The sequence below is a fragment of the Streptomyces spectabilis genome (assembly GCF_008704795.1).
In the GTDB taxonomy this organism is placed as follows: Bacteria; Actinomycetota; Actinomycetes; order Streptomycetales; family Streptomycetaceae; genus Streptomyces; species Streptomyces spectabilis.
On record NZ_CP023690.1, the window covers coordinates 1,368,039 to 1,394,589 of the forward strand.

General features: G+C 73.5%; 24 protein-coding genes and 2 pseudogenes. 11 read left to right on the plus strand and 15 right to left on the minus strand.

The window, feature by feature from the left end; translation table 11 throughout:
* Positions 1-7: 7 nt before the first annotated feature.
* From CP982_RS05285 to CP982_RS05300, 4 genes are all read right to left on the minus strand, one after another.
* Complete coding sequence (locus CP982_RS05285; RefSeq protein ID WP_150509408.1) at positions 8-652, minus strand: M15 family metallopeptidase; 645 nt, start codon at positions 650-652, stop codon at positions 8-10.
* 164 nt (positions 653-816) lie between these two features.
* Positions 817-1,536 (minus strand): CHAP domain-containing protein, encoded by a 720-nt coding sequence (locus tag CP982_RS05290; RefSeq protein ID WP_150509409.1) that lies wholly within the window; start codon positions 1,534-1,536, stop codon positions 817-819.
* Between the two features lie 147 nt (positions 1,537-1,683).
* Complete coding sequence (locus tag CP982_RS05295) at positions 1,684-4,779, minus strand: AfsR/SARP family transcriptional regulator (protein WP_150509410.1); 3,096 nt, start codon at positions 4,777-4,779, stop codon at positions 1,684-1,686.
* A gap of 157 nt (positions 4,780-4,936) precedes the next feature.
* A complete protein-coding gene (locus CP982_RS05300) occupies positions 4,937-6,052 on the minus strand; it encodes a DUF5937 family protein (RefSeq protein ID WP_150509411.1) in 1,116 nt (371 codons plus the stop codon).
* Positions 6,053-6,264: 212 nt separating this feature from the next.
* Between CP982_RS05300 and CP982_RS05305 the strand changes: the two genes are divergently transcribed.
* Positions 6,265-7,308 (plus strand): hemopexin repeat-containing protein, encoded by a 1,044-nt coding sequence (locus tag CP982_RS05305; protein ID WP_150509412.1) that lies wholly within the window; start codon positions 6,265-6,267, stop codon positions 7,306-7,308.
* A 41-nt stretch (positions 7,309-7,349) separates the two neighbouring features.
* Here CP982_RS05305 and CP982_RS05310 read toward each other — a convergent pair whose 3' ends face one another.
* The 6 genes from CP982_RS05310 to CP982_RS05335 all read right to left on the minus strand — a co-directional run bounded on the left by CP982_RS05310 (position 7,350) and on the right by CP982_RS05335 (position 13,060).
* Complete coding sequence (locus tag CP982_RS05310; protein ID WP_150509413.1) at positions 7,350-7,610, minus strand: hypothetical protein; 261 nt, start codon at positions 7,608-7,610, stop codon at positions 7,350-7,352.
* Positions 7,611-7,660: 50 nt separating this feature from the next.
* The gene (locus tag CP982_RS05315; RefSeq protein ID WP_150509414.1) at positions 7,661-8,746 is read right to left on the minus strand and encodes an ABC transporter substrate-binding protein; all 1,086 of its coding nucleotides are present in this window, start codon (positions 8,744-8,746) and stop codon (positions 7,661-7,663) included.
* On the minus strand, positions 8,743-9,798 hold the full coding sequence (locus CP982_RS05320) for an acyltransferase family protein (RefSeq protein ID WP_229878885.1): 1,056 nt from the start codon (positions 9,796-9,798) through the stop codon (positions 8,743-8,745). The genes CP982_RS05315 and CP982_RS05320 overlap by 4 nt, the downstream gene beginning before the upstream one ends.
* Positions 9,799-10,030: 232 nt before the next feature.
* Entirely contained in the window at positions 10,031-11,062 is a 1,032-nt protein-coding gene (locus CP982_RS05325; RefSeq protein ID WP_150509416.1) for a hemolysin family protein, read from the minus strand.
* On the minus strand, positions 11,059-12,387 hold the full coding sequence (locus CP982_RS05330) for a hemolysin family protein (protein ID WP_150509417.1): 1,329 nt from the start codon (positions 12,385-12,387) through the stop codon (positions 11,059-11,061). The genes CP982_RS05325 and CP982_RS05330 overlap by 4 nt, the downstream gene beginning before the upstream one ends.
* Before the next feature lie 187 nt (positions 12,388-12,574).
* Positions 12,575-13,060, minus strand: a complete 486-nt coding sequence (locus tag CP982_RS05335) for a flavodoxin family protein (protein ID WP_242785946.1) — start codon at positions 13,058-13,060, stop codon at positions 12,575-12,577.
* A 152-nt stretch (positions 13,061-13,212) separates the two neighbouring features.
* Here CP982_RS05335 and CP982_RS05340 point away from each other — a divergent pair, with 152 nt between their 5' ends.
* From CP982_RS05340 to CP982_RS05375, 8 genes and pseudogenes are all read left to right on the plus strand, one after another.
* Positions 13,213-13,650, plus strand: a complete 438-nt coding sequence (locus CP982_RS05340; RefSeq protein ID WP_150509419.1) for a hypothetical protein — start codon at positions 13,213-13,215, stop codon at positions 13,648-13,650.
* A 146-nt stretch (positions 13,651-13,796) separates the two neighbouring features.
* Entirely contained in the window at positions 13,797-14,444 is a 648-nt protein-coding gene (locus CP982_RS05345; RefSeq protein WP_150509420.1) for a thioredoxin-like domain-containing protein, read from the plus strand.
* A gap of 66 nt (positions 14,445-14,510) precedes the next feature.
* A complete protein-coding gene (locus tag CP982_RS05350) occupies positions 14,511-15,176 on the plus strand; it encodes a DsbA family protein (protein ID WP_150509421.1) in 666 nt (221 codons plus the stop codon).
* Positions 15,177-15,358: 182 nt separating this feature from the next.
* Positions 15,359-16,741, plus strand: coding sequence for an MFS transporter (locus CP982_RS05355; protein WP_229878855.1), 1,383 nt, complete (start codon positions 15,359-15,361; stop codon positions 16,739-16,741).
* Positions 16,738-17,955 (plus strand): FAD-dependent monooxygenase, encoded by a 1,218-nt coding sequence (locus CP982_RS05360; protein ID WP_150509422.1) that lies wholly within the window; start codon positions 16,738-16,740, stop codon positions 17,953-17,955. Before CP982_RS05355 ends, CP982_RS05360 begins: the two co-directional genes overlap by 4 nt.
* Before the next feature lie 24 nt (positions 17,956-17,979).
* A pseudogene (locus CP982_RS05365) lies at positions 17,980-18,222 on the plus strand (PadR family transcriptional regulator); the annotation flags it as partial.
* Positions 18,219-18,575 carry a DUF1048 domain-containing protein gene (locus CP982_RS05370; protein ID WP_150509423.1) on the plus strand — a complete coding sequence of 119 codons (357 nt, stop codon included), beginning with the start codon at positions 18,219-18,221 and terminating at the stop codon, positions 18,573-18,575. The pseudogene CP982_RS05365 and the gene CP982_RS05370, both read left to right, overlap by 4 nt.
* Before the next feature lies 1 nt (position 18,576).
* Positions 18,577-18,846, plus strand: coding sequence for a DUF1048 domain-containing protein (locus CP982_RS05375; RefSeq protein ID WP_150509424.1), 270 nt, complete (start codon positions 18,577-18,579; stop codon positions 18,844-18,846).
* On the opposite strand, the gene CP982_RS05380 is transcribed toward CP982_RS05375, so the two are convergent.
* From CP982_RS05380 to CP982_RS05395, 4 genes and pseudogenes are all read right to left on the minus strand, one after another.
* Entirely contained in the window at positions 18,843-19,526 is a 684-nt protein-coding gene (locus CP982_RS05380) for a response regulator transcription factor (protein WP_150509425.1), read from the minus strand. The genes CP982_RS05375 and CP982_RS05380 overlap by 4 nt on opposite strands.
* The gene (locus tag CP982_RS05385) at positions 19,523-20,824 is read right to left on the minus strand and encodes a sensor histidine kinase (RefSeq protein ID WP_150509426.1); all 1,302 of its coding nucleotides are present in this window, start codon (positions 20,822-20,824) and stop codon (positions 19,523-19,525) included. The genes CP982_RS05380 and CP982_RS05385 overlap by 4 nt, the downstream gene beginning before the upstream one ends.
* Before the next feature lie 7 nt (positions 20,825-20,831).
* Positions 20,832-23,150 (minus strand): MMPL family transporter, encoded by a 2,319-nt coding sequence (locus tag CP982_RS05390; protein ID WP_150509427.1) that lies wholly within the window; start codon positions 23,148-23,150, stop codon positions 20,832-20,834.
* 191 nt (positions 23,151-23,341) lie between these two features.
* A pseudogene (locus CP982_RS05395) lies at positions 23,342-23,518 on the minus strand (CGNR zinc finger domain-containing protein); the annotation flags it as partial.
* 234 nt (positions 23,519-23,752) lie between these two features.
* On the opposite strand from CP982_RS05395, the gene CP982_RS05405 reads away from it, so the two are divergent.
* A complete protein-coding gene (locus CP982_RS05405) occupies positions 23,753-24,103 on the plus strand; it encodes a hypothetical protein (protein ID WP_150509428.1) in 351 nt (116 codons plus the stop codon).
* On the opposite strand, the gene CP982_RS05410 is transcribed toward CP982_RS05405, so the two are convergent.
* The gene (locus CP982_RS05410; protein ID WP_150509429.1) at positions 24,054-25,373 is read right to left on the minus strand and encodes an MFS transporter; all 1,320 of its coding nucleotides are present in this window, start codon (positions 25,371-25,373) and stop codon (positions 24,054-24,056) included. The two genes, CP982_RS05405 and CP982_RS05410, sit on opposite strands and share 50 nt — an antisense overlap.
* Before the next feature lie 55 nt (positions 25,374-25,428).
* On the opposite strand from CP982_RS05410, the gene CP982_RS05415 reads away from it, so the two are divergent.
* Complete coding sequence (locus tag CP982_RS05415; protein WP_150509430.1) at positions 25,429-26,415, plus strand: ArsR/SmtB family transcription factor; 987 nt, start codon at positions 25,429-25,431, stop codon at positions 26,413-26,415.
* The last annotated feature ends 136 nt before the right edge of the window (positions 26,416-26,551 follow it).

The window sequence follows — 26,551 nt, forward strand, 5'->3', positions numbered from 1 at the left end:
GGCCCCTTCACACCGGGCCGTACCGGGCGGTCGGGGCTCTGCTCAGCAGGGCCCAGTAGCGGTCGCCGTAGGACCAGTGCCACCACTCCGTGGGGTAGTTGACAAGACCCGCCGTGGTGAGTGCCGTACACAGGACGAGCCGGTTGCGGCGCGCCCGGCCGGAGATGTCCGGGGCGTCGGTGTAGCAGGCTCCGGCGCTCGCCTCCGGGCTGGCGTCGACCGGTGTGCCGAGGTCGAGTTCGTGGCCGTCGGCGGTGCACAGGGTGAGGTCCACGGCGGCCCCGGCGACGTGCGGCCCGATCTCGGGAGGCGCCAGGGAGCGGCTGGTCCGGGCGCGCAGCCGGTCGTCCGGCCAGTGCGGGTTGGCCCGGCGCAGCTCGGCCGCGTACGCGTCGAAGTACCGGGTCTGCAGGGCGAGGGGGCGGTATCCCTCGGTGACCAGCAGCCGCAGTCCGTCGGGCAGCAGGCGTGCCGCCCGCGCGAGGCGCGCGGCGACGGACTCGCGCACCATGGCGTAGGAGCCGTCCGGGTCCGCCTGCCGCCGGTCCACGTCGAGAACGGGTGACTCCCGCAGGTCCACCAGGGGTTCTCCGCACTCGGCGACGGGGATGCGGGCGACTTCGGGCGCGTTCATCAGGATGATCGGGGGCATGTCACGTCCTTCGTCGTGCCGCGTACGGCAGTCGTGCCGCGCGCGGGCAAGGCGTGCCGCGCGCGGGCAGCCGGTGCGCGCCCGTGCCCCGGGGAGAGGCCGATGCGGCTCTCTCCCCGGGGCACCCCCCGTGGAGCGGTGGTCCGGTGCGCGGACGGCGGGCGCTACCTCTTGACCGGTGAGACGTAGCCGACGACGCGGCCGGACGCCGTGTTGTGGCGGGCGCGCTTGTAGACGCCTTCCTTGCCGCCGCCACTGGCCGTCTTGGTGGTGTTGCCCTCGATCGTCGTCAGCTTCTTGCCGCTCTTCTTGTACTTGACGACGACGCCGACGTGGTCGACGTCCCAGCCGTTGTTGCCGAGGCTCGGCTTGCGGCCGTCCCAGTCGTAGAGCACCACGTCACCGGGTTTCGGCACGTAGGAGCCGCGCTTGTGCCACTTGCCGGTGCCGTGCGACTTGGCGGCCCGGTAGAAGGAGCCCGCGAACGGCGTGGTCTTCTTCGTCCTGGCGCCCGACTTCTTCCAGACGTAGCGGGCGAAGTCGGCGCACCATTCGTTGGAGCGCCACTTCACGCCGCCGGTCGACTGGCGGCAGACGTCGTCGCCGCTGGTCTTCCAGTACCCGCTGTAGAAGTTGCAGTTCCGTGCGGCCTCGCGGTTGTGCTTCGGGTCGTTCTTCTCGACGACGGCCTTCTTGACGATGGTGCCGCGCAGGGAGGCCGGTGCGGCCGACGCGGACGCGGTCAGCGATCCGGCCGCGACCACGCCGCCGGCGAGGGCCGTGGCGAGGAGCATGACGGCCGGGCGGCGGACGAAGGGCGTGGTCGGGCGGGAGGTCGAGCCGGGCGCCGAGGCGGCCGTGGTGCGATTCGTCGTGCTGGACATCGGTGGTCCTTCCCCGTTGGTTCCCCGTTGCTGCCGGAGGCTGATTCCCTCCGACGTCACCAAGGTTCGCCGAGGCCTCTGCAAGTCGGCTGCAATCCCTCCGCAACGCCCCTTGCAGCGCTTTACCGCCGCGGGAGGCGTCTACGGTCACCGCGCGTCCACGCCGCACTCCGTGAACACGGACTCCGCCTCCGTACGCAGCGACGCCGCACCCCGCCCGTCGCCCAGGGCCTCCCGGACCGTCGCGAGGTCGCGCAGCGTCCTGGCCCGGGGCAGCCGCAGCTCCAGGGCCTCCCACAGGCGCACGGCGGTGGTGAGCCGCTTCTCCGCCTCGTGGTGCCGCCCGTCGGCCAGGGCGCACTCGCCGAGCGTGCGCAAGGTCAGGGCCTCGCCGAACCGGTCCCGGTACGCCCGGCACACGTCGAGCGCGCCGAGCAGCTCCGCCTCCGCCTCGCGGTTGCGTCCGAGCCTCAACCGGGCCTTGGCGCGGGCGCGTTCGGCGTACGCCGCCATCAGCGGGTCGCCGAGGCCCGCGAGGATCTCGTGCGCCCGTCCGGCCTGCCGCTCGGCCTCCTCGTACGCCCCGAGCGACCGGTGCACGAGGCTCAGGGTGCGCAGCGTGAGGGCCTCGCCCCGGCGGCTGCCCAGGCTCCGGTAGGCGCGCAGTGACGCGTGCAGGAGCGCCGTCGCCCCCTCGTGGTCGCCGAGTTCGAGGCGTACGGAGCCCCGGAGCCGGCAGGCGAGGCCGACGCCCGCCTCGTCGCCCAGGCGTCGGAAGACCTCGACGGCCCCCTTCAGGGCGTCGTCGGCGCCGTCCAGTCGGCCCAGTTCGCGCAGGTTCCCGCCGAGGCCCGTGAGAGCGGCCGCGCGGCCGCGCAGATCGCCGACGGCGGCGCACAGGGGCTCGGCCTGCCGGAAGTACTCCTGCGCCTCGGCGTACCGGTCCTGTTCGAACCGCAGCTGCCCCAGGCCGATGAGCAGCAGGGCCTCACCGGCGCGGTCCTCGGCGCGGCGGGCCGCGGCGAGCGCGGCGTCGTGGCTGCGCCACCAGGCGTCGAAGCGGTTGCCGACGGCGAACGACGAGGAGCACAGGACCGTCGCCGCGGCACAGGCGAGGGCGTGCAGGCCGAGGGCCGCCGCGCGCTCGACCGCCGTGGCGAGCGTGTCGGCCTCGGCCTCGAACCAGGCGTACGGATCGGCGAGCGCCCGCCGCGTGGTCGCCGCCCCGACGTCGGCGGCCGGTCCGCTGCCGCGCGCACCGGTCCCGTTCCACGGTGCCGCGGCCCCGCCCGCGGAACGGTTGACGCTCGTCGCTCCGCCGAGATAGGGCCGCAGGACGACGATTCCCGACGGCGCCTCCTCCGCGACCCGCTCCACCAGGCGAAGGCCGGCGGCGAGCGCCCGGCCGACGGCCGCCGTGTGCTCCTCGGCCGTGTCCTCGGCCTCGGCGCGCTCCGCGGCGTACACCCGCACCAGGTCGTGGGCCCGATAGCGCGACTGGCCCGCGGAGTCGGTTCCCGTCCAGTCGAGGAGCTGCGCGTCGACGAGCCGTTCCAGGACCTCTTCCGCGGCATCCTCGGCCCCGTCGACGAGCAGCGCCACCGTCCACGGGGCCATGTCGCACGGCCCGAGGGCGGCCAGGCGGCGCAGCACGGTGCGGGCGTCGTGGTCGAGCGACGCGTAGCTCAGACCCAGGCTGGCCCGCACCTCCAGGTCGCCCACGGCCAGCTCGTCGAGGCGCCGCCGCTCGTCCTCAAGGCGTTCGGCGAGGACGCGGGGCGTCCAGTGGCGGCGGGTGGTGAGCCGGGCCCCGGCGATCCGCAGGGCCAGTGGCAGACCGCCGCACAGGGTGACGATGCGCCGGGCCGCGGCGTCCTCGTCGGGGTCCGCGGTCGCGCCCCGGGGGCCGGTGACCCGGGCCAGCAGCTCAAGGCTGCGCCCTTCGTCCAGGACCGCGAGATCGGTGCGCCGGACGCCGTCGAGGCCGCCGAGCCGGGCCCGCGAGGTGACCAGGACGCCGCAGCCCGCGCTGCCCGGCAGCAGGGGCCGCACCTGCGCCTCGCTGCCCGCGTCGTCGAGGACCAGGAGGAGTCGGCGCCCCGCGACCAGGCCGCGGAACAGGTCGGCGCGCTCGGCGGGGTCATCGGGCGGCGCCGCGCCCAGCGCGCGAAGGAGCCTCCCGAGGACGTCGCCCGGCGGCAACGGGGCTCCGGTGCCCTGGAGTTCGCCGTACAGCTGGCCGTCGGGGAAGGCGTCCATGGCCAGGTGGGCGGCCTTGACCGCGAGGGCGGACTTGCCGACGCCCGCCGGTCCCGACACCACCACGACGGGGGTCGCGTCCCGGGGTGCGGTGAGCCCCTCGACGACCTCGGCGATCTCGGCCTTGCGTCCGGTGAAGTCCCCGATGGCCGGGGGCAGCAGACACACGGGCCACGCCGGGCCGGGCGGCTGCGGCGCGGCGAGGTCGGCGGCCGCCGTGCCGCCGTCGGCCCGCAGCAGCCCGGGGTCGGCCCGCAGGATCGCCCCGTGCAGCCGGTCGAGTTCGGGGCAGGGATCGATGCCGAGCTCCTCGGCGAGCACGGCGCGCCCCTCCTCGAACAGCGCCAGGGCGTCGGCCTGCCGCCCCACCCGGTAGAGGGCGAGCATGAGCTGGCCGCGCAGCCGCTCCCTGGTGGGGTGGCGGCCGACGAGCCGCTTGAGCTCGACGATCAGCTCGTTCTCCCGCCCCCCGGCTTCGAGTTCGGCGGCGACGCGCTCTTCGCGTACGGCCTGCCGGGCCTCCTCCAGGCGGGCCGCCTCGCCCGCCAGCACCTCCCCGACCCCGCCGAGCGCGGGGCCGCGCCACAGGGCGAGGGCGTCCCGCAGCCACCGGGCGGCGTCGGCGTGGTCGCCCCGCGCGGCAGCCCGCCGACCGGTCGCGGCCGCCTCCTCGAACCGCTGGAGGTCCACGGCCCCGGCTTCGGGCCGGATCGCATACCCCGGGGCGCGGGTCTCGATCTCCCCCCGCCGGGCCTCCGGCAGGGCCCGCCGCAGGGCCGAGACGTACGACTGGACCAGCGCCCGGGCCGTCTCCGGCGGCTCCTCGCCCCAGACGACGTCCACCAGCGCGTCGGCGGGTACGACGTGCCCGGCGCGCAGCAGCAACGCCGCCAGCAGGGCGCGGGGCTTGGGGCCGCCCATCCGCAGGGGGCGGCCCTCCCACAGCACTTCGACCGGCCCGAGCAAACGGTACTCCACTGCCATGGTCCTGCCCCCAAGGCGTTCACCGACACTGGCTCACGCCTCATGGTCCCTTAACGCCCCGGGGAGGGCGATGCGTTGGGACGGTGCGGCATGGCGTTCGACGGCGACCGCGCCCCGTCGCGTACGCGAAGAAGCCGACGCGGGCGAGGCCCTCGCCTCACCGCAGGAGCGACTCCAGGAAGTCGCTGCCGAGCCGTGCCACCACGGTGACGTCCAGCTGGTACTGCACGTACCTCCCGTGCCGTCGCGTGGTGAGCAGGCCGGCCTCGCGCAGGGCCTTCAGGTGGCGCGACACCTCGGGCGCCGTCATGCCGAAGCCCTTCGCCAGCTCGCCCGTCGTGTACGGGGCGCGGGCCAGGGCCCAGCACAGCCGGATCCGGGCCGGGTGGGCCACCGCTGCCAGGCGCTTCTCCATCAGCGTCGACGTGCCGGGTCCCGGCCGTACCTCCGAGGTGGCGACCGGGTATTCGACGACGGGGCGCCACCCCGGCGCGTACCGCACGACCAGGTGGGGCCAGCCGAACGCGCTCGGCACGAACGTGACACCGGGGTCGACGCCCGGCTGCGTGGCCTCCGTGCGCCCGTGGGCCAGCTTGTCGACGTGGATGCGCCGCCCTCGCGCGTCGTCCCGGATCGTCACGGTCGGCGACACCGCGTGGAGCGCGTCCGCCAGGCTCTTGCGCCGCAGCAGCTCCGTCTTCTCGCGCGCGTCCGCGGCGAGTTGAGGACGCACGCGCTGCCAGACGTCGGCGAAGAACGCCTCCTCGCAGTCCTCCAGGAGGCGCCGGATCCAGGTGCGGACCGCGGCCGGGTCCCGCAGCAGGTGGTGGGCGAAGTCGAGCTGCCGGGGGCCGCGCGCGGAGGCCCGCTCCAGGGCGGCGTCCCGGGCGGCGGCGTCCACCAGCGGGGAGCCGCCGCCGTCCCCGCGCAGCGTGCAGCCGGAGGCGTTGATCTCCAGAGCGGCCTCGACGTACGTCTCGTCGTCGAGCCCGTCCATCGCGTCCAGCTCCTCCGCCAGCGCGGCGGGCGGCATCGAGCCCTGGGGCAGCAGGATGTCGGACCGCGTGGACCGCCACAGGAACTCCGCCTCCGACATCCGGCTCAGCAGGTCCGGAGCCAGGCCCGCCGTGGTCGTCGTCGCCCAGCCGTGCAGGCCCGGGTGGTGCCCCGGCTCGGAGAGCACGTGCAGGGCGGCGCTCAGCTCGGCCAATGGGGACGGCCCGAAGACGATGCGCTCCTGCGGGAGCCCGGCGATGTCGATGGTGACGCTCATGCGCTCCATGGTGCACGGACGCGGCGGACACCGAGGCGCCGATTGCCCGCGCGCGTCAATCGACGTCCCCGTGAACCACGCGCCCTGCCCGGTCACGGATCCGGCCAACGCCCTGGTGAGGTATCGGCCATTCGTCTCCTTCGGGCGTTTGGTCGCGAGTGCCGGGGGGAGCTAGCGGATGATCATCATCCGCACATTCCCTAGGAGCACGCGTGATCCAGGCCGCGCTGACCCTGCATGACGAAAACGCCTATTTCTTCCACGGCGGACAGTTCGTTTCCTACGACATGGCCAAGGACGCCGCCCCGCACGGCGTGCGAGCCGTCGCGGAAGGGATGTCCGACCTCGCGGACACCGTCTTCGCCGACAACCTGGACGCCGCGGTCGAGTGGCTGATGGGCAGCGGAGAGGTCTATCTCTTCAAGGGCGACCAGTGCGCCCAGTACGACCTGGGCGGCAACGAGCTGATCGCGGGCCCCGTGTCCATCGCCGAACTCTGGCCGGAGCTCGACAAGGTGGGCTTCGGCGAGGGGCTCGACGCCGCCCTGTGGTTCACCAGGAAGCAGGAGGGCGAGCGCCCTTATGACTACTTCGTCTACTTCTTCAAGGACGACCAGTACGTCAGGTACGACGCCAGGACCGGCGAGATAGCCGACGGCCCGAAGCGCATCGCCGCGGCCTGGCCCGGTCTGGAGCGGGCCGGATTCGACAGCGGCATCGACGCGACCACCCGGCGCGAGGTCTTCCCCAAGGCACCGGGCGCCGTCTCGGACCGCTACACGTACTTCTTCAAGGGCGACCAGTACCTCAAGTACGACATGAGGAACGACGAGGTGGTCACCCGGCCCCGGTCCATCGCGAGCGGGTGGGACCAGCTGAGCGGCACCGACTTCGCCCGCGCCGACGCGCCGGCCACCCCCGAGAGGGTCGCGCGGGCCTCGTACACCATCGCCTTCGCCAACCCGGGCGAGAGCGACGACCCCGAGCCTCGGGGCAAGGTCTGGCTCCAGACCGAGGACGGCACCCGGTTCCGGCTGTGGACCCAGCGCAAGGTCAGGAACGACGCCCCGCCCCGCACCCTGTTCGCCAACGCCATCGACCTCCCGTTCGGCGCCGGCGACATCGCCACCGTCCACGCCGAGGTCGACGAGGCCGACGGCCGTCTCGCCCGCGGCTCCAAGCCGTTCACGGGCAACGGCACCTACACCCTCGCCGCCACCGACGGCAGCGTCACCATCGAGCTGACCATCACCTGACCGATCGCCACCCACTACGCGACGGTCCGCGGCCGCTGCACTCAGGCGGTGCAGGCTGCGGCGATGGCGAGGCTGTCCTCGTAGACGTGGAAGCCGGTGATCAGCCCGTGCTCGACGACCGTGTCGGTCCTGGCCCGTTCCGGATCGGAGACCACCCCCGCGGCCAGCTCGCGGAAGTGGTCGGCCGCGTCCGCACGCGTCGTCCGGGGGCGGAACAGGTCACGGTGGCACGCCCTTCTCTCACGCGGGACCTCCCTGACCGCCCCCGGTCCACAGCGGATACGGACAGGGTCATCAGCCACGAGTGCTCGCACCTCTGCCGAAGGAGGACCGGCGGCCCCGCCCGTCGTCCTCAGCCGACGTGGCGGATCCGGAAGCGGTCGGCCGCCGCCGGGTCGCGGTCCGCGACGTGGACCGGCGGCCAGGCCCACTGCCAGGCGCTTATGCCCGGCGCGCGGGAGAACCGGATCGGCCCCCGCGTGCCCTCGACCGCGACGTGCGGCCAGGGCACGGCGGTGCCCGCCCGGTCCGTGCCGTGGGCACGCAGGACGTCCGCGAGGACGGTGACCGTGTCGTAGCCCTCGAAGGCTACGAAGGAGGGCTCCTGGGCCAGTTCCTCACGGAGGGTCTTCGCGACGCGCGCTCCGAGCGGGCCCAAGTGCTCGGGCAGATAGCGCAGGAACGGGATCCCGGCGCCGTCGCCGCCCAGGAGCGTCCCCCACTCGGGCAGCTCGGGCTGCCCCGCCGGAGCGCCGATCAGGATCTCGGCGAGGCGCTGGTCGCGGCGGACGGACCGCACGATCGGCACCGCCGGTTCCGGGTGGCCCACCAGCAGCAGGAGGGCTGTCGCGCCGTGGTCGACGAGTTCGTCGCCCACCGCCTCGGGGGCGAGCGCGCTCATGTCGAGCTCGATGACGGTGCCGCCGCGCGGGGCGAGGTGATCGCGCAGGATGCGGGTCCCTGACGCCCAGTAGACGCTCGGCTGGGCCGCCACGGCGATGCGGCGGTGGCCCGCCGCGAGGAGGAAGTCCGCGTAGATCCGCCAGCCGTGGGACTGCGCGGGGGCGAGCCGCGCGACCCGGTCCGTCGGCTGGTCGGTGAGCGCGTCGAGGACCGCCGACGAGCAGAGGAACGGCAGGCCCAGGGCGTCGGCCCTGGCGGCAGCGGCACGGGCGACGACGCTGTGGTACTCCCCCGCCAGGGCGGCCACGCCGAGGCCGGCCAGCTCGTCCACGGCCGCCGCGGCCTTGTGGGGATCGGCCGCGGTGTCCCGGACCACCAGCTCCAGTGGCCGTCCGCCGATCCCGTCGGCGTCGTTGACCTCGCGGACGGCCAGCTCCATGCCGGCGAGCAGATGCCGGCCCGCGTCCGCCCAGCCGGGCCGGGTGAGCGGAGCGAGCGCTCCGATGCGGACGGACGACGTACTCAGGTGGCTCATATCGCGCTCCGGGCTCTTCTGCCAGGGCTCGCGTGGCGGCCCTTGCCCCGTCGGGTCTCCTTGAAGGCCCACGCCATCTTCGGTTCCATCGCGAAGCGGAACAGACGCTGGACGGGCGGGGTGCACAGCAAGGTGACGACGGTGGCGGCGATCAGGGTGACGGCGACCGCGCCGAGCGGCCGATGGATCCAGTCGTGGTCGTACCAGTCCCAGAACCGGGAGCCCTTGGCGAGGAAGCCGTGCAGGAGGTAGCCGTACAGGGTGCCCGCGCCGAGGGCGGTGAACCACAGCCTGCGGCCCGGCACCCAGGCGAAGAAGCAGGCCACCAGGAGCAGCGAGCAGCCGAACATCGCCAGCGTCATGACGGCGCCGGCCCAGGCGGGGGCGGCCAGTTCCTGGGCGCTGTCGCGGCGGTAGAACCAGGCCGCGTTCATGCGCGGCGCCGCCCAGTAGGCGAACAGGAGCGCCGTGGCGAAGACGGGGACGGCCAGGATGCGGGCCTCGCGGCGGCGCACGATGCGGAAGTGCTCCGGCTTCAGACACAGGCCGAGGACGAAGAACGGCAGGAACTGCAGGACCCGTTGGAGGTCCAGGTCGTCGCCGATCTCGGGGGAGGCGGAGGCGAGCACCGCGATGGCGAGCGCGAGCGGCACGGGCCAGCGCACGATCTTCCACACCGGCGTCGTCAGGCGCCAGATGAACAGCGCGGCCAGGAACCACGTCAGGTACCAGGGGTCGAGCAGGCTGACGGGGTACGTCGGGTCGTCGTCCGCCCGCCGCTTGAACAGCGTGTACGCGGCCTCGAAGAGGACGTACGGCACCGCGATGCCCGTCACCAGGCGCTTCAGACGCCCCGGGCTCGCGTCGAAGCTCCGGGAGAAGTAGCCGGAGATGACGATGAACGCGGGCATGTGGAAGGCGTAGACCGTGATGTAGAACGCCGCCGCCGCGCGGCTGTCGTCGCGCAGCGGCTCCCAGGCGTGCCCCATCGCCACCAGCACGATCGCCAGGTACTTGGCGTTGTCGAAGAAGGAGTCCCGCTTGGGCGGCACCGGTCTGACCGGTTGCGGCCGGACCGGTTGCGGCTCGGGCGCGTGCCGGTCCGGCGTACGGGCCGGTACGCGGGGCAGACGGAGCGTGTCAGTCACGGGCCCTCCCGAAGGAACCCAGGAGCCTGCACTCGCGTCTTACTTCAACTGTGGGGGTGGGGAAGGCGCTGGACATCCCCAGAACCCTCCCACTCCCCTTGTGGCCCGTTCAACCCTCGGGCGTGTGACCCACCGCTCACACGTCGGCCGGGACGGCGGGGCCGGGGCCGACGAGTTCGGACAGGACGTCCTCCATCGTGACGAATCCGATGACGGTGCCCTTGTCGCCGGTGACGGCGGCCAGGTGGCTGTCCGTGGCGCGCAGCGCGGTGAGGGTGTCGTCGAGCGGGGTGTCGATGCTGACCCGCGTGAGCGGGCGCAGCACGGCGCGGGCGAAGGGCTGTTCGCGGTCCGTGACGCCGAGGGTGTCCTTGATGTGCAGATAGCCGAGCAGGGCCCCGCCCGCGCCGGTGACCGGGAAGCGCGAGAAGCCGGCCGCCGCGGCCACCTGCTGGAGGCGGGCCGGGGTGACGGCCTCGTCGACGGTGCGCATGCGCGCGACCGGGACGAGGATCTCGCCGACCGGGCGCGTGCCGAGCTCCAGGGCGTCCCGCAGCCGCTCGCCGTCCGCGCTCGACAGCAGGCCCGCCTGGCTGGAGTCCACGACCATGCGGGCGAGTTGGTCGTCGGTGAAGACGGCCTCGACCTCGTCCTTCGGCTCCACCCTCAGCAGCCTCAGCAGGGCGTTGGCGAAGGCGTTGACGCCGAAGACCAGGGGCCGCAGGGCGCGGGTGAGGGCGACCAGGGGCGGGCCGAGGATCAGCGCGGTCGGGACGGGGGCGGCGAGCGCGATGTTCTTGGGGACCATCTCGCCGATCAGCATGTGCAGATACGTCGCCGCCGCCAGGGCGATGACGAAGGCGATGGGGTGGACGAGCGCGCCGGGGACGCGGGCCGCCTCGAAGGCGGGCTCCAGGAGGTGGGCGATGGCCGGTTCCGCCACTGCGCCGAGCACCAGCGAGGAGACGGTGATGCCGAGTTGGGCGGTGGCCATCATCGCGGAGATGTGCTCGATGCCCCACAGCGTGACGCGGGCCCGGCGGTGGCCGCCGCGGGCCCGGGGTTCGATCTGGCTGCGGCGTACGGAGATCAGGGCGAACTCCGCGCCGACGAAGAAGGCGTTGGTCAGCAGGGTCAGGGCGCCGATGAGGAGCTGGACGGTGGTCATCGGGCGTCCTCCATGACCGGCAGCGCGGCGGGCGCGAGGATCCGCACGCGGTCGGCGCGGTGGTGCTCGACCGTCAGGACGGTCAGCCGCCACCCGTCGACGTCGACGCCGTCCTCCTGGGCGGGGATGCGGGCGAGCCGGGTCGCGATCAGTCCCGCCAGGGTCTCGTACGGGCCGTCGGGCGCGGTCAGGCCGATGGCGTCGAGTTGGTCGATGCGGACGCCGCCGTCGGCCTCCCACGCCGCCCGGCCGTCCCGGTCCGCCGCCGCGGCCACCAGGTCGGGGGCCTCCTCGGGGTCGTGCTCGTCGCGGACCTCGCCCACGACCTCCTCGACGATGTCCTCGACCGTGGCGACCCCGGCGGTGCCGCCGTACTCGTCGATGACGACGGCCATGGTCCTGGTCGCCCGCAGGCGCTCCAGGAGCCGGTCGGCGGGCAGGCTGTCCGGCACCAGGAGCGGCTCGGTCGCCAGGTCGGTGACCGGTGTGAGCCGCCGCCGGTCCGGGTCGAGGGCGAGGACGTCGCGGATGTGGACGCTGCCGACGACCTCGTCGAGGCTGTCGCTGTAGACGGGGAAGCGGGACAGGCCGGTGGCGTGGGTGAGGTTCGCCGCGTCCTGCGCGGTGGCGTGGACCTCGAGGGCGCGGACGTCCACGCGTGGCGTCATCACGTTCTCGGCGGTCAGCTCGCTCAGATGCAGGGTGCGGACGAACAGCTCGGCGGAGTCGTGCTCGATGGCGCCCTCCGCGGCCGAGTGCCGGGCCAGGGCGACCAGTTCGTCCGGGGTGCGGGCGGAGGCCAGCTCCTCGGCGGGCTCCAGGCCGACGCGGCGTACGAACCGGTTCGCGGTGTTGTTCAGATGCCGGATGAAGGGCCCGAACGCCGCGGTGAAGCCGCGCTGCGGACCGGCCACCACCTTGGCGACCGCCAGCGGGCGCGAGATCGCCCAGTTCTTCGGCACCAGCTCGCCGATGACCATCAGGACCACGGTGGAAAGGACCACCCCGAGGACCGTGGCCACGGACGGGGCCGCCCCGCCGAGGCCCGCGCTCTCCAGCGGCCCGCGCAGCAGGGCCGCGAGGGACGGCTCGGCGAGCATGCCGATCACCAGGGAGGTGACGGTGATGCCGAGCTGCGCGCCGGAGAGCTGGAAGGTCAGGCTCCGCACGGCCTGCAGGGCGCTCCGCGCGCCCCGCTCGTCCGCCGCGGCGGCCTGTTCCAGATCACCGCGCTCGACGGTGGTCAGGGAGAACTCGGCGGCCACGAACACGGCACAGGCGAGCGTCAGGAGCAGGGCCAGGAGCAGCAGCAGGACCTCGGTCACCGTGCCACCCCCGTTCCCTCAACCTCTGGCTGCGGGCAGGGGATGGCACGGCTGGTACTGGGAGGCTCACCCATCGCGGGTCTGTGGCTCCTTCTCGTGACGTGTGTGTGGATCGAGGTCGGCGAGCGCCGACGTGGCGCTCGCTTCTACAGTCACTGTAAAGGAACGGCAAAGCCCGCGACAGGGGCTACGCCCTCTGGGGACCCCGCAACGACGTCTCGTCGATCCGCCCCGGAAGGCCCGCGGCGAACGCCCGCGCCGCTTCCAGATCGGCCGCGTCGGGCCGCCCCTTCCTGATGCCGCCGACGGGCTTGAAGGGACCCGCGGTGTCCCAGGCCCGGCAGGAGAAGGTGTCGACCACGTCGAAGTTCCGCCGCTCGAGGAGCCGTAACAGGGGCCGGGTGAAGGGCCGGAAAGGCGCTTCGGGAAACCCGCTGGTGGCGAACACGAACGCGCTGCGGCGCTCCCCCTTCGGGAGGGACGCGGCGAACTCACGCAGCCGTGGGTGGAGGGCCATCGAGAAGACCCCCGAGCCGAACCCCACGAGGTCGCACGTGGCCAGCTCCGCGGCGTCGACGTCTTCGGGGGCGACGACAGGGGCCTCCAGGGCCTGCCCCATGGCGTCGGCGACCTTCTTCGTGTTGCCGTGCGACACGGAAACACACACGATCATGGCCTTCACGGCGATGCTCCTCTCGTTGCGGGCGCCCATAGGACACGGCCCGAGCCGCGAGCGTGACACCGGCCGCCTGTGACCTGCGTCACCGACCGCCTGGGCGCGGCCCCTCTCCCCGGCCCGGGAGCGCCTTGGCTACGATCTCCGCGATGAGCAATCGGCGGCGGGGCACCGGGAGCGCGGCGAGACGCGCCGCTCCGTTGCTCGTGGTGCGCTGTGCGGCCCTCTTCGCCGTGCTGGTGTGGATGCTGCCGGTGTGCGGCCACGCGTCGAACGCGGCGGCGCCCCCGCCGGTCACCTCCGCCGCGCCCCTGGCGAGTGGGACAACCTCTCTCGCGACTAGTACGAACGTTCTATCCGGTCGGGAACACACCTGCCCCGACCTGGAGCACGGGCCCGGCGAGGCGCACTGCCGCCCGGCGGCCGGAGCCGCCGTCGCCACGGCCAAGGCCGCGCCGGGGCCGCTCCCGCTGTCGACGGACGTGACCGCCGCCCCCTGGGTGGCGGAGTCCGCGGCCGCGCGCGGGGCGCCGGACGCTCCCGCGCCCACCCCCGGCATCCATCAGTTGCAGGTCCAGCGGACCTAGGAGCGGCCCTCCGCACGGCCCGGCGCCCGTCGCCGTACGGCCGTGCCCGCCGTTTCCTCCTGCCGCCGCGACCGTCGGCGCGCAGGCCGCCGACCAGTCGCAACGCACCGCCGCACGCCTCCGTGCGGCGGGGACAAGGACATGCCATGGGTTCTGCAGGAGCCAAGCAGCAGCGCGCCGACCGCCGCGCGAAGATCGAGGAGCTGCGCCGCGCCGAGGCGGCGCGCCAACGTCGGTACCGCATCGCCACCTGGACGTGCGGCGGTGTCGTCATGGTCGGCGCGATAGCGGGCAGCTGGTACCTCGTGGACCGCTCCGCGACCCGGGACAAGGAGCAGGAGCGCGCGGCGGCCGCCCCGATCAAGGGCGAGAAGTCCTTCAAGGACCTGGGCCGCAACCACGTCACCACGCCCGTCGACTACAAGAGCTCCCCGGCGGCGGGCGGCGACCACAACCCCGTCTGGATGAACTGCGACGGCGACCTGTACGACAAGGAGATCGACGAGACCAACGCGGTGCACTCCCTGGAGCACGGCGCGGTCTGGGTCACGTACAGCGACAAGGCCGACGACTCCGAAGTGCGCGCCCTCAAGGCGAGGGTGGAGAAGACCCCGTACTCGCTGATGAGCCCGTACGCCGAGCAGTCCGCGCCCCTCACCCTGTCCGCCTGGGGCAAGCAGCTGAGCGTGACGTCCGCCTCCGATCCGCGGGTGAACGCGTTCTTCGACAAGTACGTGCAGGGCGCGCAGACCCCGGAGCCGGGGGCCGCCTGCACCGGGGGCAAGGCGGTGTGAGGACGGCCCCCGGGCCCGCCTCCCCTCCGTGACCGACCCCCTCCCAGCACTCCGCACCAAGGAACCATGAACAAGCTCAAGCGCAACCTGATCGTCACCGCCGTGATCGCGGCCGTCCTCGCCGCCGTCCTCGGCACCGCCCTGCTGGTCTCCGACGGCGGCGGCAGCGGCGGCACGGACGTGCGGCCCGCCGCCGAGCCGAAGGCCGTGCGCGCGGACAGCCACCGCCTCACCGACCCGAAGAAGAGCGAGCTGACCGTCGTCGAGTTCCTCGACTTCGAGTGCGAGGGGTGCGGCGCGATGTACCCGGTCGTCGAGAAGCTCCGCGAGGAGTACGGCGACCGGGTCACCTTCGTGGCCCGTTACTTCCCCATGCCCGGCCACCGCAACGGCGAGCTCGCCGCCCGCACCGCCGAGGCCGCCGCCCGGCAGGGCGAGTTCGAAGCGATGTACACCAAGCTCTTCACCACCCAGAAGGAGTGGGGCGAGTCGCAGGACTGGAAGGAGGACGTCTTCCGCGGCTACGCCGAGGAACTCGGCCTGGACATGCGCAAGTTCGACGCGGCGCTCGCCGACCCCGACACGGCCGGACGCGTCCAGGCCGACCAGCGCGACGGTCTCGGGCTCGGCGCGCGCGGCACCCCGACGTTCGTCGTCGACGGCGAGCTGGTCGCGACGCCCGCCTCCTACGAGGACTTCAAGGCCCTCATCGAGGAGCGCCTGGCCGACTGACCCTGTAGTGCGCTGACACCAGGAGGTGGGGGTGCCTGGTCCGGGCGCACCAGGTGAAGACGGCGGCAGGGAACGATGCCCGGCCGGACGCCAGAGGCAAGTCTGGGAAGCGCGTGGACTTCACGCGTTCCCCTTGGCCCAGCGGCGTCTGGAGTGATCAGCAGGTGGCGACATGTGAAGCCGTGGCTTCCCCGGTCCGCGTCAGCAGGTGGTCGATCGGCGCCCTCGGCGTCCTGGCACTGGCCCTCGGCACGCTGCAGTCCGTGGTGGAGCCCGCGCTCCCCCAGCTGCAACGCGAGTTGGGGGTCAGCCCGGCCGAAGGAGCGCTGATCGGCAATACGTTGCTCATCACCGGCGCGGTCGTCGCACCCGTCGCGGGCAAACTCGGCGACCGCTACGGCGGGAAGCGGGTCCTGATCCGGCTGATGGCCGTGGTCTCGGCCGGTGGTCTGCTGGCGGCGCTCGCGCCGAACCTGCCGGTGCTGTTGCTCGGTCAGGTGCTGCAGGGCGTCATGGTCGGCGCGCTGCCCCTCTCCTTCATCCTGGTGCGCAAGCACCTCGCGGCAGGAGCGTCACGGCTTGCGATCGGCCTGGTCATGGCGCTGTTCACGGGCGGCGGGATGGTGGGCACGCTGATCGCCGGGCCGCTCGCGGAAGGGCTGTCCTGGCACTGGATGTTCGCGCTGCCGACGAGCGTGGTCGTCGCGACGACGGTGGCCGTGGCCCACCTGATGCCGTCCGATCCGCCGGTCCGGTCCGAGCACCGGATCGACTGGCCGGGTGTGGTGCTCCTGAGCGGCACGCTGCTCGTGTTCATGCTCGGGCTCGTACGGGTGACGGGCGCGGGGCTTCCGCCGCTGGGGGCCGGTGCCGTCGCGGTGGCCGTGGCCGCCCTCGCGACCGGATGGGTCGCCGTCGAGCGCAGGGCGGCCTCGCCGATGGTCGACCTCCGCATGCTGGCCAAGCCCGCGATGTGGCATGCGTGCGTGCTCACCCTGATCCTCACCGCCGGCTTCGGGATGGTGACCTTTCTGCTGCCGCAGCTGTTCGCGCTCCCGGCCGAGGGGTACGGCTTCGGCCTCGGCACCACCGACATCGGACTGCTCCTGCTGCCCGGCGCCGTCGCCGGGGCGGTGAGCGACTCGGTCGGCGGCGTCACGGCACGGCGGTTCGGTCTGCGGACCGTGCTCGTTGTGGGCGCCCTCGTCACGGCGGCGACGACGATCGCCCTGGCCGCGCTGCACACCGCGGCGTGGCAGCTCGTTCTCGCCAAGGTGCTGATCGCGATCGCCGCGGGCCTCGGCAACACGGCGTTGCTCACCCGCGCCGCCACCGCCGTCGAGACCGAGGACACCGGCATCGCCACCGGTCTGCTGGTGGTGACCCGCGTGATCGGCATCGCTCTGGGCGTCCAGGTCGGCGGCGCGATCCTCGACTCCGGGGCCGACCCGGCGACGGGCCTGCCGACCGAATCGGCCTTCGCCGCCGGCTTCGCCGTCGCCGGGCTCATCGCCGCACTGTCCCTGCTCGTCATCCGTTTCACGAAGAAGGGAACCCAGGCATGACACCCACCGGCCTGCCCGACGACGTACGCGTCCGACGCACCGTGCTGATCTCCGGGGCCAGCGTCGCCGGGCCCGCCCTCGCGTACTGGCTGCACCGGTCCGGGTGCGCGGTCACCGTGGTGGAGAAGGCGGACGCGCTCCGCGACGGCGGCTATCCGATCGACGTCCGCGGGACCGCCATCGAGGTGGTCCGGCGGATGGGGATCCTGCCGCGGCTGCGGGACGCGCACATCGACTCGCGCCGCTGCACCTTCCTCGACGCCGACGGCGGCACCGTGGTGTCGCTCAAGCCCAGCGCCGTCGTCGGCAGCGTCGAGGGCCAGGACATCGAGGTGCGCCGGGGAGATCTGGCGGCGCTCCTGCACGCGCTGGTCCGCGACGACGTGGAATTCCTGTTCGGCGACTCCATCGACACCCTCGACCAGTCCGCGCGAGGCGTCGACGTCACGTTCCGCAGCGGGCGACAGCGCACGTTCGACCTGGTGGTCGGCGCCGACGGCATGCACTCGCACACCCGGGAGTCCCTGTTCGGCCCCGAGGAGCGCTTCCACCGCTACCTCGGCTACTGCTTCGCCATCTTCACCATGCCGAACACCCTCGGACTCTCCCGCGAGCTCGTGTTGTGGAACACCCCGGGGAGGGCCGCCGCCCTCTACGCCGTCGGGGACCACGACGAGTTGCACGCCTTCCTGAACTTCCACCGGCCGCAGCCGCCGCTCGGCGCCCTGCGGAACCCCGACGCCCAGCGGGACCTGGTCGCCGGGGTCTTCGCGGGCGCGGGGTGGGAGGTCCCGGGCCTGGTCGACGCCATGCGCGAGGCGGACGACCTGTTCTTCGACACGGCCGGGCAGATCCGCATGCCGCACTGGTCACAGGGCCGCGTCGCGCTCGTCGGCGACGCCGCGTACGCCCCCTCGTTCCTCACCGGGCAGGGCACGAGCCTCGCGCTCGTCGGCGCCTACATGCTCGCCCACTCCCTGGCCGCGCACCGGGACCACACCGCGGCCTTCGCCGCCTACGAACGTGACGTTCGCGCCTTCGTGGCCATGAACCAGGCCCTGGTCGACAGCGGTGGGGCCACCCTCTTCCCCACCACGGCACAGGCGTTGGAGCAGCGCGACGCCATGCTGCGCGACCTCGTCACCCTCCCCTCCGCACCGCTACGACCGGCCCACTCAGCCCTGACGCTGCCCGCGTTCGCCGCCCTGCCGTGACCTGAGACGCACCCTCCCGCGGTCCACGGGTACACCACCACGCGCCGCCTCAACGAACTCGGCTTCGCCGAGGGGACGGTGTACACCATCTTGGTGCGTCTGGAGCGGAACGGACTCGTCCAGGTGACGAAGCGTCCCTCCGGAGTGGGCCCCCCGCGCAAGTTCTTCGCGCTCAACGACGCGGGGCGCGAAGAGCTCGCCGCGTTCTGGGTGAAGTGGGAGTACCTCTCCGCACGCATCGACAAGCTCAAGGAGGGCGGGCGATGAGCTTCTGGCAGACCGTCACGGGCAGTGACCTGACCAGGGAATGGAAGGCGTACGAGGACCGGGCGCAGGCACTGCCGACCGAATACCGGGCGGCGTGGGAACAGATCACGTTCCATGCCTCTCCCCACGCGGACTTCACGGGGCGCAACCTGATGCCGATGCTCGACGACGCCCTGGGGCTGCTCGAAGAGACGGCGGCGGACGGGCGGAGCGTCCACGAGGTGCTCGGCGACGACATCGCCGGCTTCTGCACGGCACTGGCCGGCGGGGAAGGGGCTCACGGCCATCACGACCGGTGGCGCGAGCAGTTGAACAGGAACGTCGCGAGGAAACTGGGCCGGCTAGGGGGCTGACGTGAGCATCCAGGACATCGTCCGGGGCAAGAGGCAGTGGCGGGCGCACATGGCGCGGGTCCAGGCCCTGCCGCCGGACTACCGCATCGTCTACAAGGAGATGCAGAAGTACCTCTTCAAGGTCGGACCGGTCGGCCTGCCGGACGGAGACCCGCTCGCAGGGATCGTCGACTTCTTCGAGGAGGGCGCGGCGACCGGCAAGGGAGTCCTGGAACTCATCGGCGACGACGTCGCCGCCTTCTGCGACGGCCTGGTCGAGAAGGCGCGCTAGCGGGAGGCGTCGTCGGGGTCCGCGTGGGCCAGGCCCGTCCGGTAGGCGATGACGACGAGTTGCGCCCGGTCGCGGGCCTCCAGCTTCGTCATGGCGCGCTGCACGTGGGCGCGGACGGTGAAGGGGCTGAGGAACATCCGCTCGGCGATCTCCTGGTTGGACAGGCCGGTCGCGACCAGGGCCACCATCTCGCGTTCGCGCGGGGTGAGCACGGCGATCCGGTCGGAGTGGCGTGCCGGGGCGGCGTCCGGGGTGGCCAGGAAACGGGCGACCAGGGAGCGGGTCGCGGCAGGGGACAGCAGGGTCTCGCCGTCCGCGATCGTCCGCACGGCGTCCAGCAGGTCCTCGGCCCCGATGCCCTTGCCGATGAAGCCACCGGCCCCCGCCCGCAGCGCCTGGGCGACGTGCTCGTCGGTCTCGTACGTGGTGAGGATCAGGATGCGGCTGCCCCGCAGCTCCGGATCCGCGCAGATCTCCGCGGTGGCGGTGAGACCGTCCGTCTCGGGCATGCGGATGTCCATGATGACCACGTCAGGGCGCAGCTCCCGGGTGAGTCTCACCGCCTCCCTGCCGTCCGCGGCCTCGCCGACCACGGCGATGTCGTCGGCGGAGTCGAGGAGCAGCCGGAAGGCACCGCGCAGCAGGGCCTGGTCGTCGGCGAGCAGCACTCGGAGGGTCACGGCGCGTCCCCCTGCCCGCCGCCCGTCGGCCCGTCCTCCGCGGCGCCCGGCCGCTCGTCGCGCTTGGCGGGCGGGAGGGGCAGTTGGGTGGAGACGAGGAAGCCCCCTTCCGGGCGCCTGCCCGCGGAGAGGTGTCCCCCGACCGCGGTGGCGCGTTCGCGCATCCCGATCAGACCGTAGCCGGGCGGGCGGTCCGCGGCCGTGGTCGCGCTCGGCCGGGTGCCTGCTCCGCCGTTCGCTGCACCATCCGCGCTGTCGACCGCTCCGTCGTCCGCGACGGTGAGCGTCACGCGGTCGCGGTTCCAGGCGAGGCGCACCCGGGCGCTGCCGGTGCCTGCGTGCTTGGTCACGTTGGTCAGGGCCTCCTGGACGATGCGGTAGGCGGTGAGGTCCACGCCCGGCGGCAGCGGCCTGGCCGTGCCTTCCTGGTGCACCGACACCTCCAGACCCGCGCGGCGGAAGGATTCGAGGAGCGTGGGGAGGCGGGCGAGGCCGGGCGCCGGTTCGGCGGGCGCGGCCGCGTCCCCGGACTGACGCAGCAGACCGACCGTGGCCCGCAGGTCGTCGAGCGCGTCGCCGGTGGTCTCGACGAGTTCCCGCAGGCTCTTGCGGGTCTGCTCGGGGCGGGTGTCGAAGAGGTGGGCGGCGACCGTGGCCTGTGCGTTGGCCAGGGTGATCTGATGGGCCACGAGGTCGTGCAACTCCCGTGCGATGCGCACCCGTTCCTCGGCCACGCGTCGGCGGGCCTCGCTGTCCCGGCTCTCCTCGGCCCGCCGGGCCCGCTCCTCCACGGCCGCCAGATAGGCCCTGCGGTTCTGCGCCGAGTTGCCGAGCACTCCGGCCACCAGCGGGAACGCAGCCACCGCTCCCACCCTGCTCGCGTCCTTCCACGAGAGGTCCCCGAACAAGGGGGTGGAGGCGACGAGCAGCGCCGCGGAGATGAGCAGCACCGCGCCCGCCGCCCGCCGTTCACTGCGCGCGGCGAGCGCGTAGGAGTAGGCGGTGATCACGGCGGGCGCCACGATGAGCGGGCTCAGCAGGAGCCCCAAGGGCAGTGCGAGGGCGCCGCTCACGGTGGTGACCGCCATGGCGGCCAGGGGCGCCCGGTGCCGCAGCGGCAGCACGGCACAGGACACCACGGCGATGAGCCAGGCGGCGGCCGAGGGCGGTGCCAGTGCGCTGCCCTCGTCGTTCAGCACACCGCCGAGCAGGGTGAGCGTGAACGCCGTCGCCGTGACCGCTGCCTCCCGCCACCACGTGGCGCGTGGTCGCGGGCCGCCATCCGCCGTGTTCGTCATGGCCGGTTCAGTGCCGGTGCCGGCCGACGGGGAGCCGCTGCACCGCCGCGCCCGGCGCGGTGGACTCCGGCACGGTCGCGTCATGCGCGGTCACGTCATGCACGGTCGCGTCATGCGCGGTCACGTCATGCGCGGTCGTGGAGCCCTGGGCACGCGTGCTCAGCTTCTCGCCCTCGATGTCCACGTTCGGCAGCACGCGGTTCAGGATACGGGGCAGCCACCAGGCCCGGTGGCCGAGCAGGGACAGGACCGCGGGCACGATCGCCATCCGGACCACGAAGGCGTCGAAGGCGACGGCGGCGGCCAGGCCGACGCCCATCGTCTGGATGGTCGGGTTGCTCATCCCGATGAATCCGGCGAACACGCTGACCATGATGACCGCCGCCGCGGCCACCACCCGTCCGCTGTACCGGAATCCGTTGACGATCGCCTCGCCGGGGGACGCGCCGTGCACGTACACCTCCCGCATGCGGGTCAGGAGGAAGACCTCGTAGTCCATGGCGAGCCCGAAGACGATGCCGATGATGAGGATCGGCATCAGCGACATCACCGGTCCGGTCTGCTCGATGCCGATCAGGTCCGCCGCCCAGCCCCACTGGAAGACGGCGACGAGGACGCCGAAGGCGGCACCCACCGACAGCAGGAAGCCGAGCGCGGCCTTGACCGGGACCAGGAGCGAGCGGAAGACCACCGTGAGGAGGAGCACCGCGAGCCCGATGACCACGGTCAGATAGGGAAGGAGGGCGTCGGACATGGCTTCGGAGATGTCGATGTTCATCGCGGTCTTGCCGGTCACCAGGACGTCGGCACCCGTGTCGCCCTCGACGTCGGAGGCCGCGCTCCGGATCGCCTGCACCAGGTCCTTGGTCTCGCCGCTGTTCGGCGCGGTCCGCGGGACGGCGGTGAGGACGGCCGTGTCCTCGGCCGGGCTGAGCACCGGGGAACCGACCGAGGCGACCCCGTCCACTCCCCGTAGGGTCGTGCCGACCAGGTCCGCCGCGGCCCGGGGGTCCGTGGCCTTCGACGTGTCCACGACCACGGTCAACGGGCCGTTGAAGCCGGGGCCGAAGCCTTCCGACAGCAGGTCGTAGGCGCGGCGCTGGGTGGTCTCCACCGACTTGGACTCGTCTCCGGGCAGGCCGAGTTCGAGGCTCAGCGCCGGCAGGGCGAGCGCGCCGAGGCCGAGGCCCGCGATCAGCAGCACGGCCAGGGGGCGGCGCAGCACGAACCGCGCCCAGCGGGTGCCGAGGCCTGGCCGGCCGGCCGCCGCGGGCGCCCGGTGCTCGCTGCCCGGCCGGGCCGCCTTGCGGACGGCGCGGGACAGGACGCGGCGCCCGAACAAGCCGAACAGCGCGGGCGTCAGGGTCAGCGCGACGAGCACGGCGAGGCCGACGGCGCCCGCGCCGCCCAGGCCCATCCTGGTGAGTTCGGGGATGCCGACGACCCCGAGGCCGACCAGGGCGATGAAGACGGTCGCGCCGGCGAAGACGACGGCGGACCCGGCCGTGCCCACGGCCCGCCCCGCGGCCTCCTCCGGCTCGCTGCCCCGGGCGCGCTCGTCGCGGAAGCGGGAGGTGATGAAGAGCGCGTAGTCAATGCCGACCGCGAGCCCCAGCATCAGCGCCAGGATGGCGACGGTGGACGTCAGACCCAACGGCACGGCGAGGGCGGAGACCAGGCCGAAGGCGATGGCCACGCCCACGAAGGCGGTGAGGAGGGACAGTCCGGCCGCGACCAGCGATCCGAGGGTGAGGACGAGGACCACCGCCGCCACCACCACGCCGACGATCTCGGTCGTACCGCCCGGTGACTCCTCCGCCTCCAGGGCCGAGCCGCCGATCTCCACGGTCAGTCCCGCGTCCCGGGCCCGGCTCGCGGCGCCCTCGAGGGCGCTCTTCGTCGGTCCGGTCAGGCCGGCCGCGTCCGCGGTGTACGTGATCGTGGAGTAGGCGATGGTGCCGTCCTTGCTGACGGCGCCGGTCTCATAGGGGTCGGTGGCCGACGCGACCTGGTCGCCCCCGTCCAGTCGGCCGAGCGCGTCCTCGACGGCGGCCTTGTTCTCCTCGGCCGTCACCCGCCGGCCGTCCGGGGCCCGGAAGACCAAACGGGCTTCGGCGCCCTGGGAGTTGCTCTGCGGGAAGCGCTCGTCGAGCAGGTCGAAGGCCTTCTGCGACTCGGTGCCGGGCATGGACAGGTCCTCGTCCTCCGCGGCCGGGGCCATGGCGGCGGCCGCGAGGGCGAGCACCAGGGCACCCAGCCACAGACAGCCCACGAGCCGGCGCCGCCGGAAGGCCCACCGTCCGACGCGGTAGAGAAAGGTCGCCACGTGCTGATCACTCCAGACGCCACTGGGTAGAGGGGAAGGCGCGGAATTCGCGCGCCTTCCACCCTTCCTTCCGGCGCCTCGCCAGGCATCGTTCCCTGCCGCCGTCTTGTGCTGGTGCGCCCGGACCAGCCACGCGCGCTTTCTGGTGCCTACGCACTAGACGCCGACCCGGGCTTCCAGCGGCCCGGGCCTCACCTGGACGGCGGGCGGGAGCCGGCGCGTGCGCGGTGGCGGCGTACGGCGTCGCGGTTGGCGCACGGGTGGGAGCAGTAACGGCGGCGTCCCGTACGGGAGGTGTCGGCGAAGGCCGTGGCGCACTCGGCGACGGCGCACCGGTGGAGGCGGTGCATGCCCCGGCCCACGAGGTGGTCTCGCCGAAGGCCTCGGCCCCGCCCTGCTCATCTCCCTCTGCGTCACATGGGGACGCCCCGGCTGGTACGTGGTGGGCGCGCTGTTCGCCGTGACGGGCCTCGCGGCACCCCTCGTCGTGCGGTGGGCACAGCGGACGCCGTCCCTGGGCACGCCAGGCGCGCAGGTCGGGGCCGGGGGTTCGGCAGGGCACCCGCCGGAGCGGGCCCTGACCGGCTCGGTAGATTGATCACATGTCCTGCGTACTCGTAGTCGGCTACGACCCCCAAGCGATTCCCGGTGTCGACGCGGAAGCCGTGCGCGCGGTGCTCGACGGGCAACTCTCCCGGTTCGCCGAGCTCGGCATCGACGCGGCCGAGTCGGTGGTCGTCTTCGACGAGTCGGCCGAACCCACCCTGGTCAAGTCCCTGACCGAGCGCCCGTGGGACGTCGTGGTCGTCGGCGGCGGGATCCGCAAGACCGAGCCGCTCCTTCCACTGTTCGAGCAGATCGTGAATCTGATCCACCGTCACGCGCCGCAGGCCGCCATCGCGTTCAACAGCAACGGCGGCGACACGGTCGAGGCAGCGCGGCGCTGGCTGTGAGCGCCGCCGGTGCCGCGGGCCGGGGCGGGGCCGGTGCCTCCGGGAGCTGCCGCAGCGTCCGCAGGGGCGAGCGGAAGACCGGCAGGAACGCGCACGCCATGCACACCGCGCCCGCCCAAACCGCCACGCGGACGCCCGCGAGTTCACCGAGCACTCCGGCGAGCACCGAGCCCACGGCGAGCGCTCCGGTGAGCAGGAACCGGAAGGTGGCGTTCATACGGCCGAGGAGCGGGTCCGGGGTCAGCTGCTGGCGGAGGGTGACGCCCAGGACGTTGTCGATGCCCGTCTTCACGGTGGCGGTGAGCCAGCCCGCGCCCGCCACCCAGAGCCACGGCCCCTGACCGATCAGCGCCACGGCCAGGGTCGCGGGCGCGCACCACAGCCCGGCGCGCGCCAGGGCACGGCCGTGCCCCAGCCGGGCCGCGAGGCGGCGGGCGGAGGCGGCGCCGAGCAGCAGGCCCACGCCGCCGACCGCCCAGTAGAGGCCGAGCGCCCCGGCCGACAGGCCCAGTTCGCGGGTGAACAGGACGGGCAGCATCGCGTTGACCAGCTGCGCGCCGAGGTTGCCGAGCGCGGCGGTGAGGGCGAGGGCGCGCAGTTCGCGGCTGCCGAAGACGTGCCGCAGGCCCTCACCGACCTCAGCCCGCAGCCGTCGCCGGTCGCCCTTCGGCTCCGGGGACGGCCGCCCGCGGCCGACGCCGGTGAGGCCCGCCGCGGAGGCGAGGTAGGCCACCGCGCCGCCCGCCACCGCCAGCGGGGCCGTGAGGAGCTGCACCAGGAAGCCGCCCGCGCCCCGGCCCGCGATGTTGGCGCCCGCCATGAGGCTCACGACGGCGGTGTTCGCCGGGACGAGCCGTTCCCGGCCGACGAGGTCGGGCAGGACGCTCTGCGAGCCGACGTCGAAGAACACGGTGGCGCAGCCGTTCAGGAGCACGACCGCGTACAGCTGCGGCAGCGAGAGCGCGTCGAGCCACCAGGCGACCGGGACGGAGGCGAGCAGCACCGCGCGGGCGGCGTCGGCGGCCACCAGGACGCGGCGCGCCGGGAGCCGGTCGACCCACGCCCCCGCGGGCAGCCCGATCAGCAGGAACGCGGCGGTGGACAGCGCGGCGAGCGCGCCCGCCTGGCCGGGCCCCGCGTCCAGGACGGTGACGGCGAGGAGCGGCACCGCCACATGACCGACGTTGGTGCCGAGGTGGCTGAGGGCGCTGGCCGCGAAGAGCGTACGGAAGTCGCGTACGCGCCACGGGGAGCCGGAGGCTGGGTTCATGCGCGACACGGTGCGCGATCACAGGGGCCCCGCCCACTGATTTAGCCTGAGCTGAATGATCGAGATCGAGTTCGGCATGGAGGACGTGGTCCGCACGCGCTTCGCGCTGTCGCCGCTGTGGGAGGTGGTGGCGAGCGTGCGGGTGCTGAAGGGCGCGGACGAACAGGGCCTGCACCGTGCGTGGGTGGAGCAGGTGCGGCCGCGCCTGGCCGCCGCGGACGCCGATCTGTCCCCGCTGCTCGACCTCGTCCCCGTCCCGCCGCGTCCTCCGTGGGCGGGCTACGTCCCCGGCTTCCTCTGCCCGCCGCCCACGACGCCGCTGCCGTCGCTCGCGGTGGAGCTGGCGACCGTACGGGCCACTCCCCCGGCGCTGTTGCGGACGAAGGCCGACGTGCCGCCCGCGCGGATGGCGGCGCTGCGCGCGGATCCGGCCGGGGAGCTCGGCCGGATCTCGGACGCGATCGAGGCGTACTGGGAGCTGGCCCTGGCCCCGTACTGGTCGCGGATCCTCACCCTCTTGGAGAACGACATCCGCTATCGGGCGGGCCGGTTGGTGGCGGGCGGCGCGCGGCAGCTGTTCGCCGATCTCGATCCGCAGGTCGCCTGGGCGGGCGGCACGCTCCAGCTGGAGCACCGCACCGCCCGCGGCTCGCGCCCCCTGGACGGCCGGGGTCTGCTGCTCGTGCCGTCCGCCTTCGTGTGGCCGCGCGTCTTCTCGGTCCTCAACGAGCCGTGGCAGCCCTCGCTGCGCTATCCGCCGCGAGGGGTCGGCACGCTCTGGGAGTCCCGGCCCGTCCCGGTCTCCGATGCCCTCGCGGGGGTGGTGGGCCGCTCCCGCGCGACCCTCCTGGCCGAGCTGGCCGCGCCGGCGTCGACCACCGCCCTCGCCCGGCGCACCGGCCTCACCCCGGGCGGCGTCTCCCAGCACCTCACGCTCCTGCGCACGGCGGGCCTGGTGAGCGCGCACCGGGCGGGCCGCCAGGTGCTGTACGCGCGCACCCGGGCGGGCGCGGCCCTGGTGGCGGCGGCCGGGTCGGGCTAGCCGTTCGAAAATCGGTGGAGCGGCGCCGTCGCGGCCCACTACGGTGCTGCCGGACCAGATGGCCCAGGCAAGGACGTGCCGTTGTACACCCTGTGAGACCCCCCGAGCGCTGATGCGTCGCGCGTCGCACCTGTGC

Bases quoted from the DNA above. Each gene is read 5' to 3' on its own strand.
- CP982_RS05360 (WP_150509422.1), top strand. From the start codon at position 16,738: ATGACACCCACCGGCCTGCCCGACGACGTACGCGTCCGACGCACCGTG.
- CP982_RS05290 (WP_150509409.1), bottom strand. From the start codon at position 1,536: ATGTCCAGCACGACGAATCGCACCACGGCCGCCTCGGCGCCCGGCTCG.
- CP982_RS05345 (WP_150509420.1), top strand. From the start codon at position 13,797: ATGGGTTCTGCAGGAGCCAAGCAGCAGCGCGCCGACCGCCGCGCGAAG.
- CP982_RS05415 (WP_150509430.1), top strand. From the start codon at position 25,429: ATGATCGAGATCGAGTTCGGCATGGAGGACGTGGTCCGCACGCGCTTC.
- CP982_RS05340 (WP_150509419.1), top strand. From the start codon at position 13,213: ATGAGCAATCGGCGGCGGGGCACCGGGAGCGCGGCGAGACGCGCCGCT.
- CP982_RS05405 (WP_150509428.1), top strand. From the start codon at position 23,753: ATGTCCTGCGTACTCGTAGTCGGCTACGACCCCCAAGCGATTCCCGGT.
- CP982_RS05410 (WP_150509429.1), bottom strand. From the start codon at position 25,373: ATGAACCCAGCCTCCGGCTCCCCGTGGCGCGTACGCGACTTCCGTACG.
- CP982_RS05385 (WP_150509426.1), bottom strand. From the start codon at position 20,824: ATGACGAACACGGCGGATGGCGGCCCGCGACCACGCGCCACGTGGTGG.
- CP982_RS05325 (WP_150509416.1), bottom strand. From the start codon at position 11,062: ATGACCACCGTCCAGCTCCTCATCGGCGCCCTGACCCTGCTGACCAAC.
- CP982_RS05350 (WP_150509421.1), top strand. From the start codon at position 14,511: ATGAACAAGCTCAAGCGCAACCTGATCGTCACCGCCGTGATCGCGGCC.
- CP982_RS05295 (WP_150509410.1), bottom strand. From the start codon at position 4,779: ATGGCAGTGGAGTACCGTTTGCTCGGGCCGGTCGAAGTGCTGTGGGAG.
- CP982_RS05315 (WP_150509414.1), bottom strand. From the start codon at position 8,746: ATGAGCCACCTGAGTACGTCGTCCGTCCGCATCGGAGCGCTCGCTCCG.
- CP982_RS05335 (WP_242785946.1), bottom strand. From the start codon at position 13,060: ATGATCGTGTGTGTTTCCGTGTCGCACGGCAACACGAAGAAGGTCGCC.
- CP982_RS05285 (WP_150509408.1), bottom strand. From the start codon at position 652: ATGCCCCCGATCATCCTGATGAACGCGCCCGAAGTCGCCCGCATCCCC.
- CP982_RS05300 (WP_150509411.1), bottom strand. From the start codon at position 6,052: ATGAGCGTCACCATCGACATCGCCGGGCTCCCGCAGGAGCGCATCGTC.
- CP982_RS05370 (WP_150509423.1), top strand. From the start codon at position 18,219: ATGAGCTTCTGGCAGACCGTCACGGGCAGTGACCTGACCAGGGAATGG.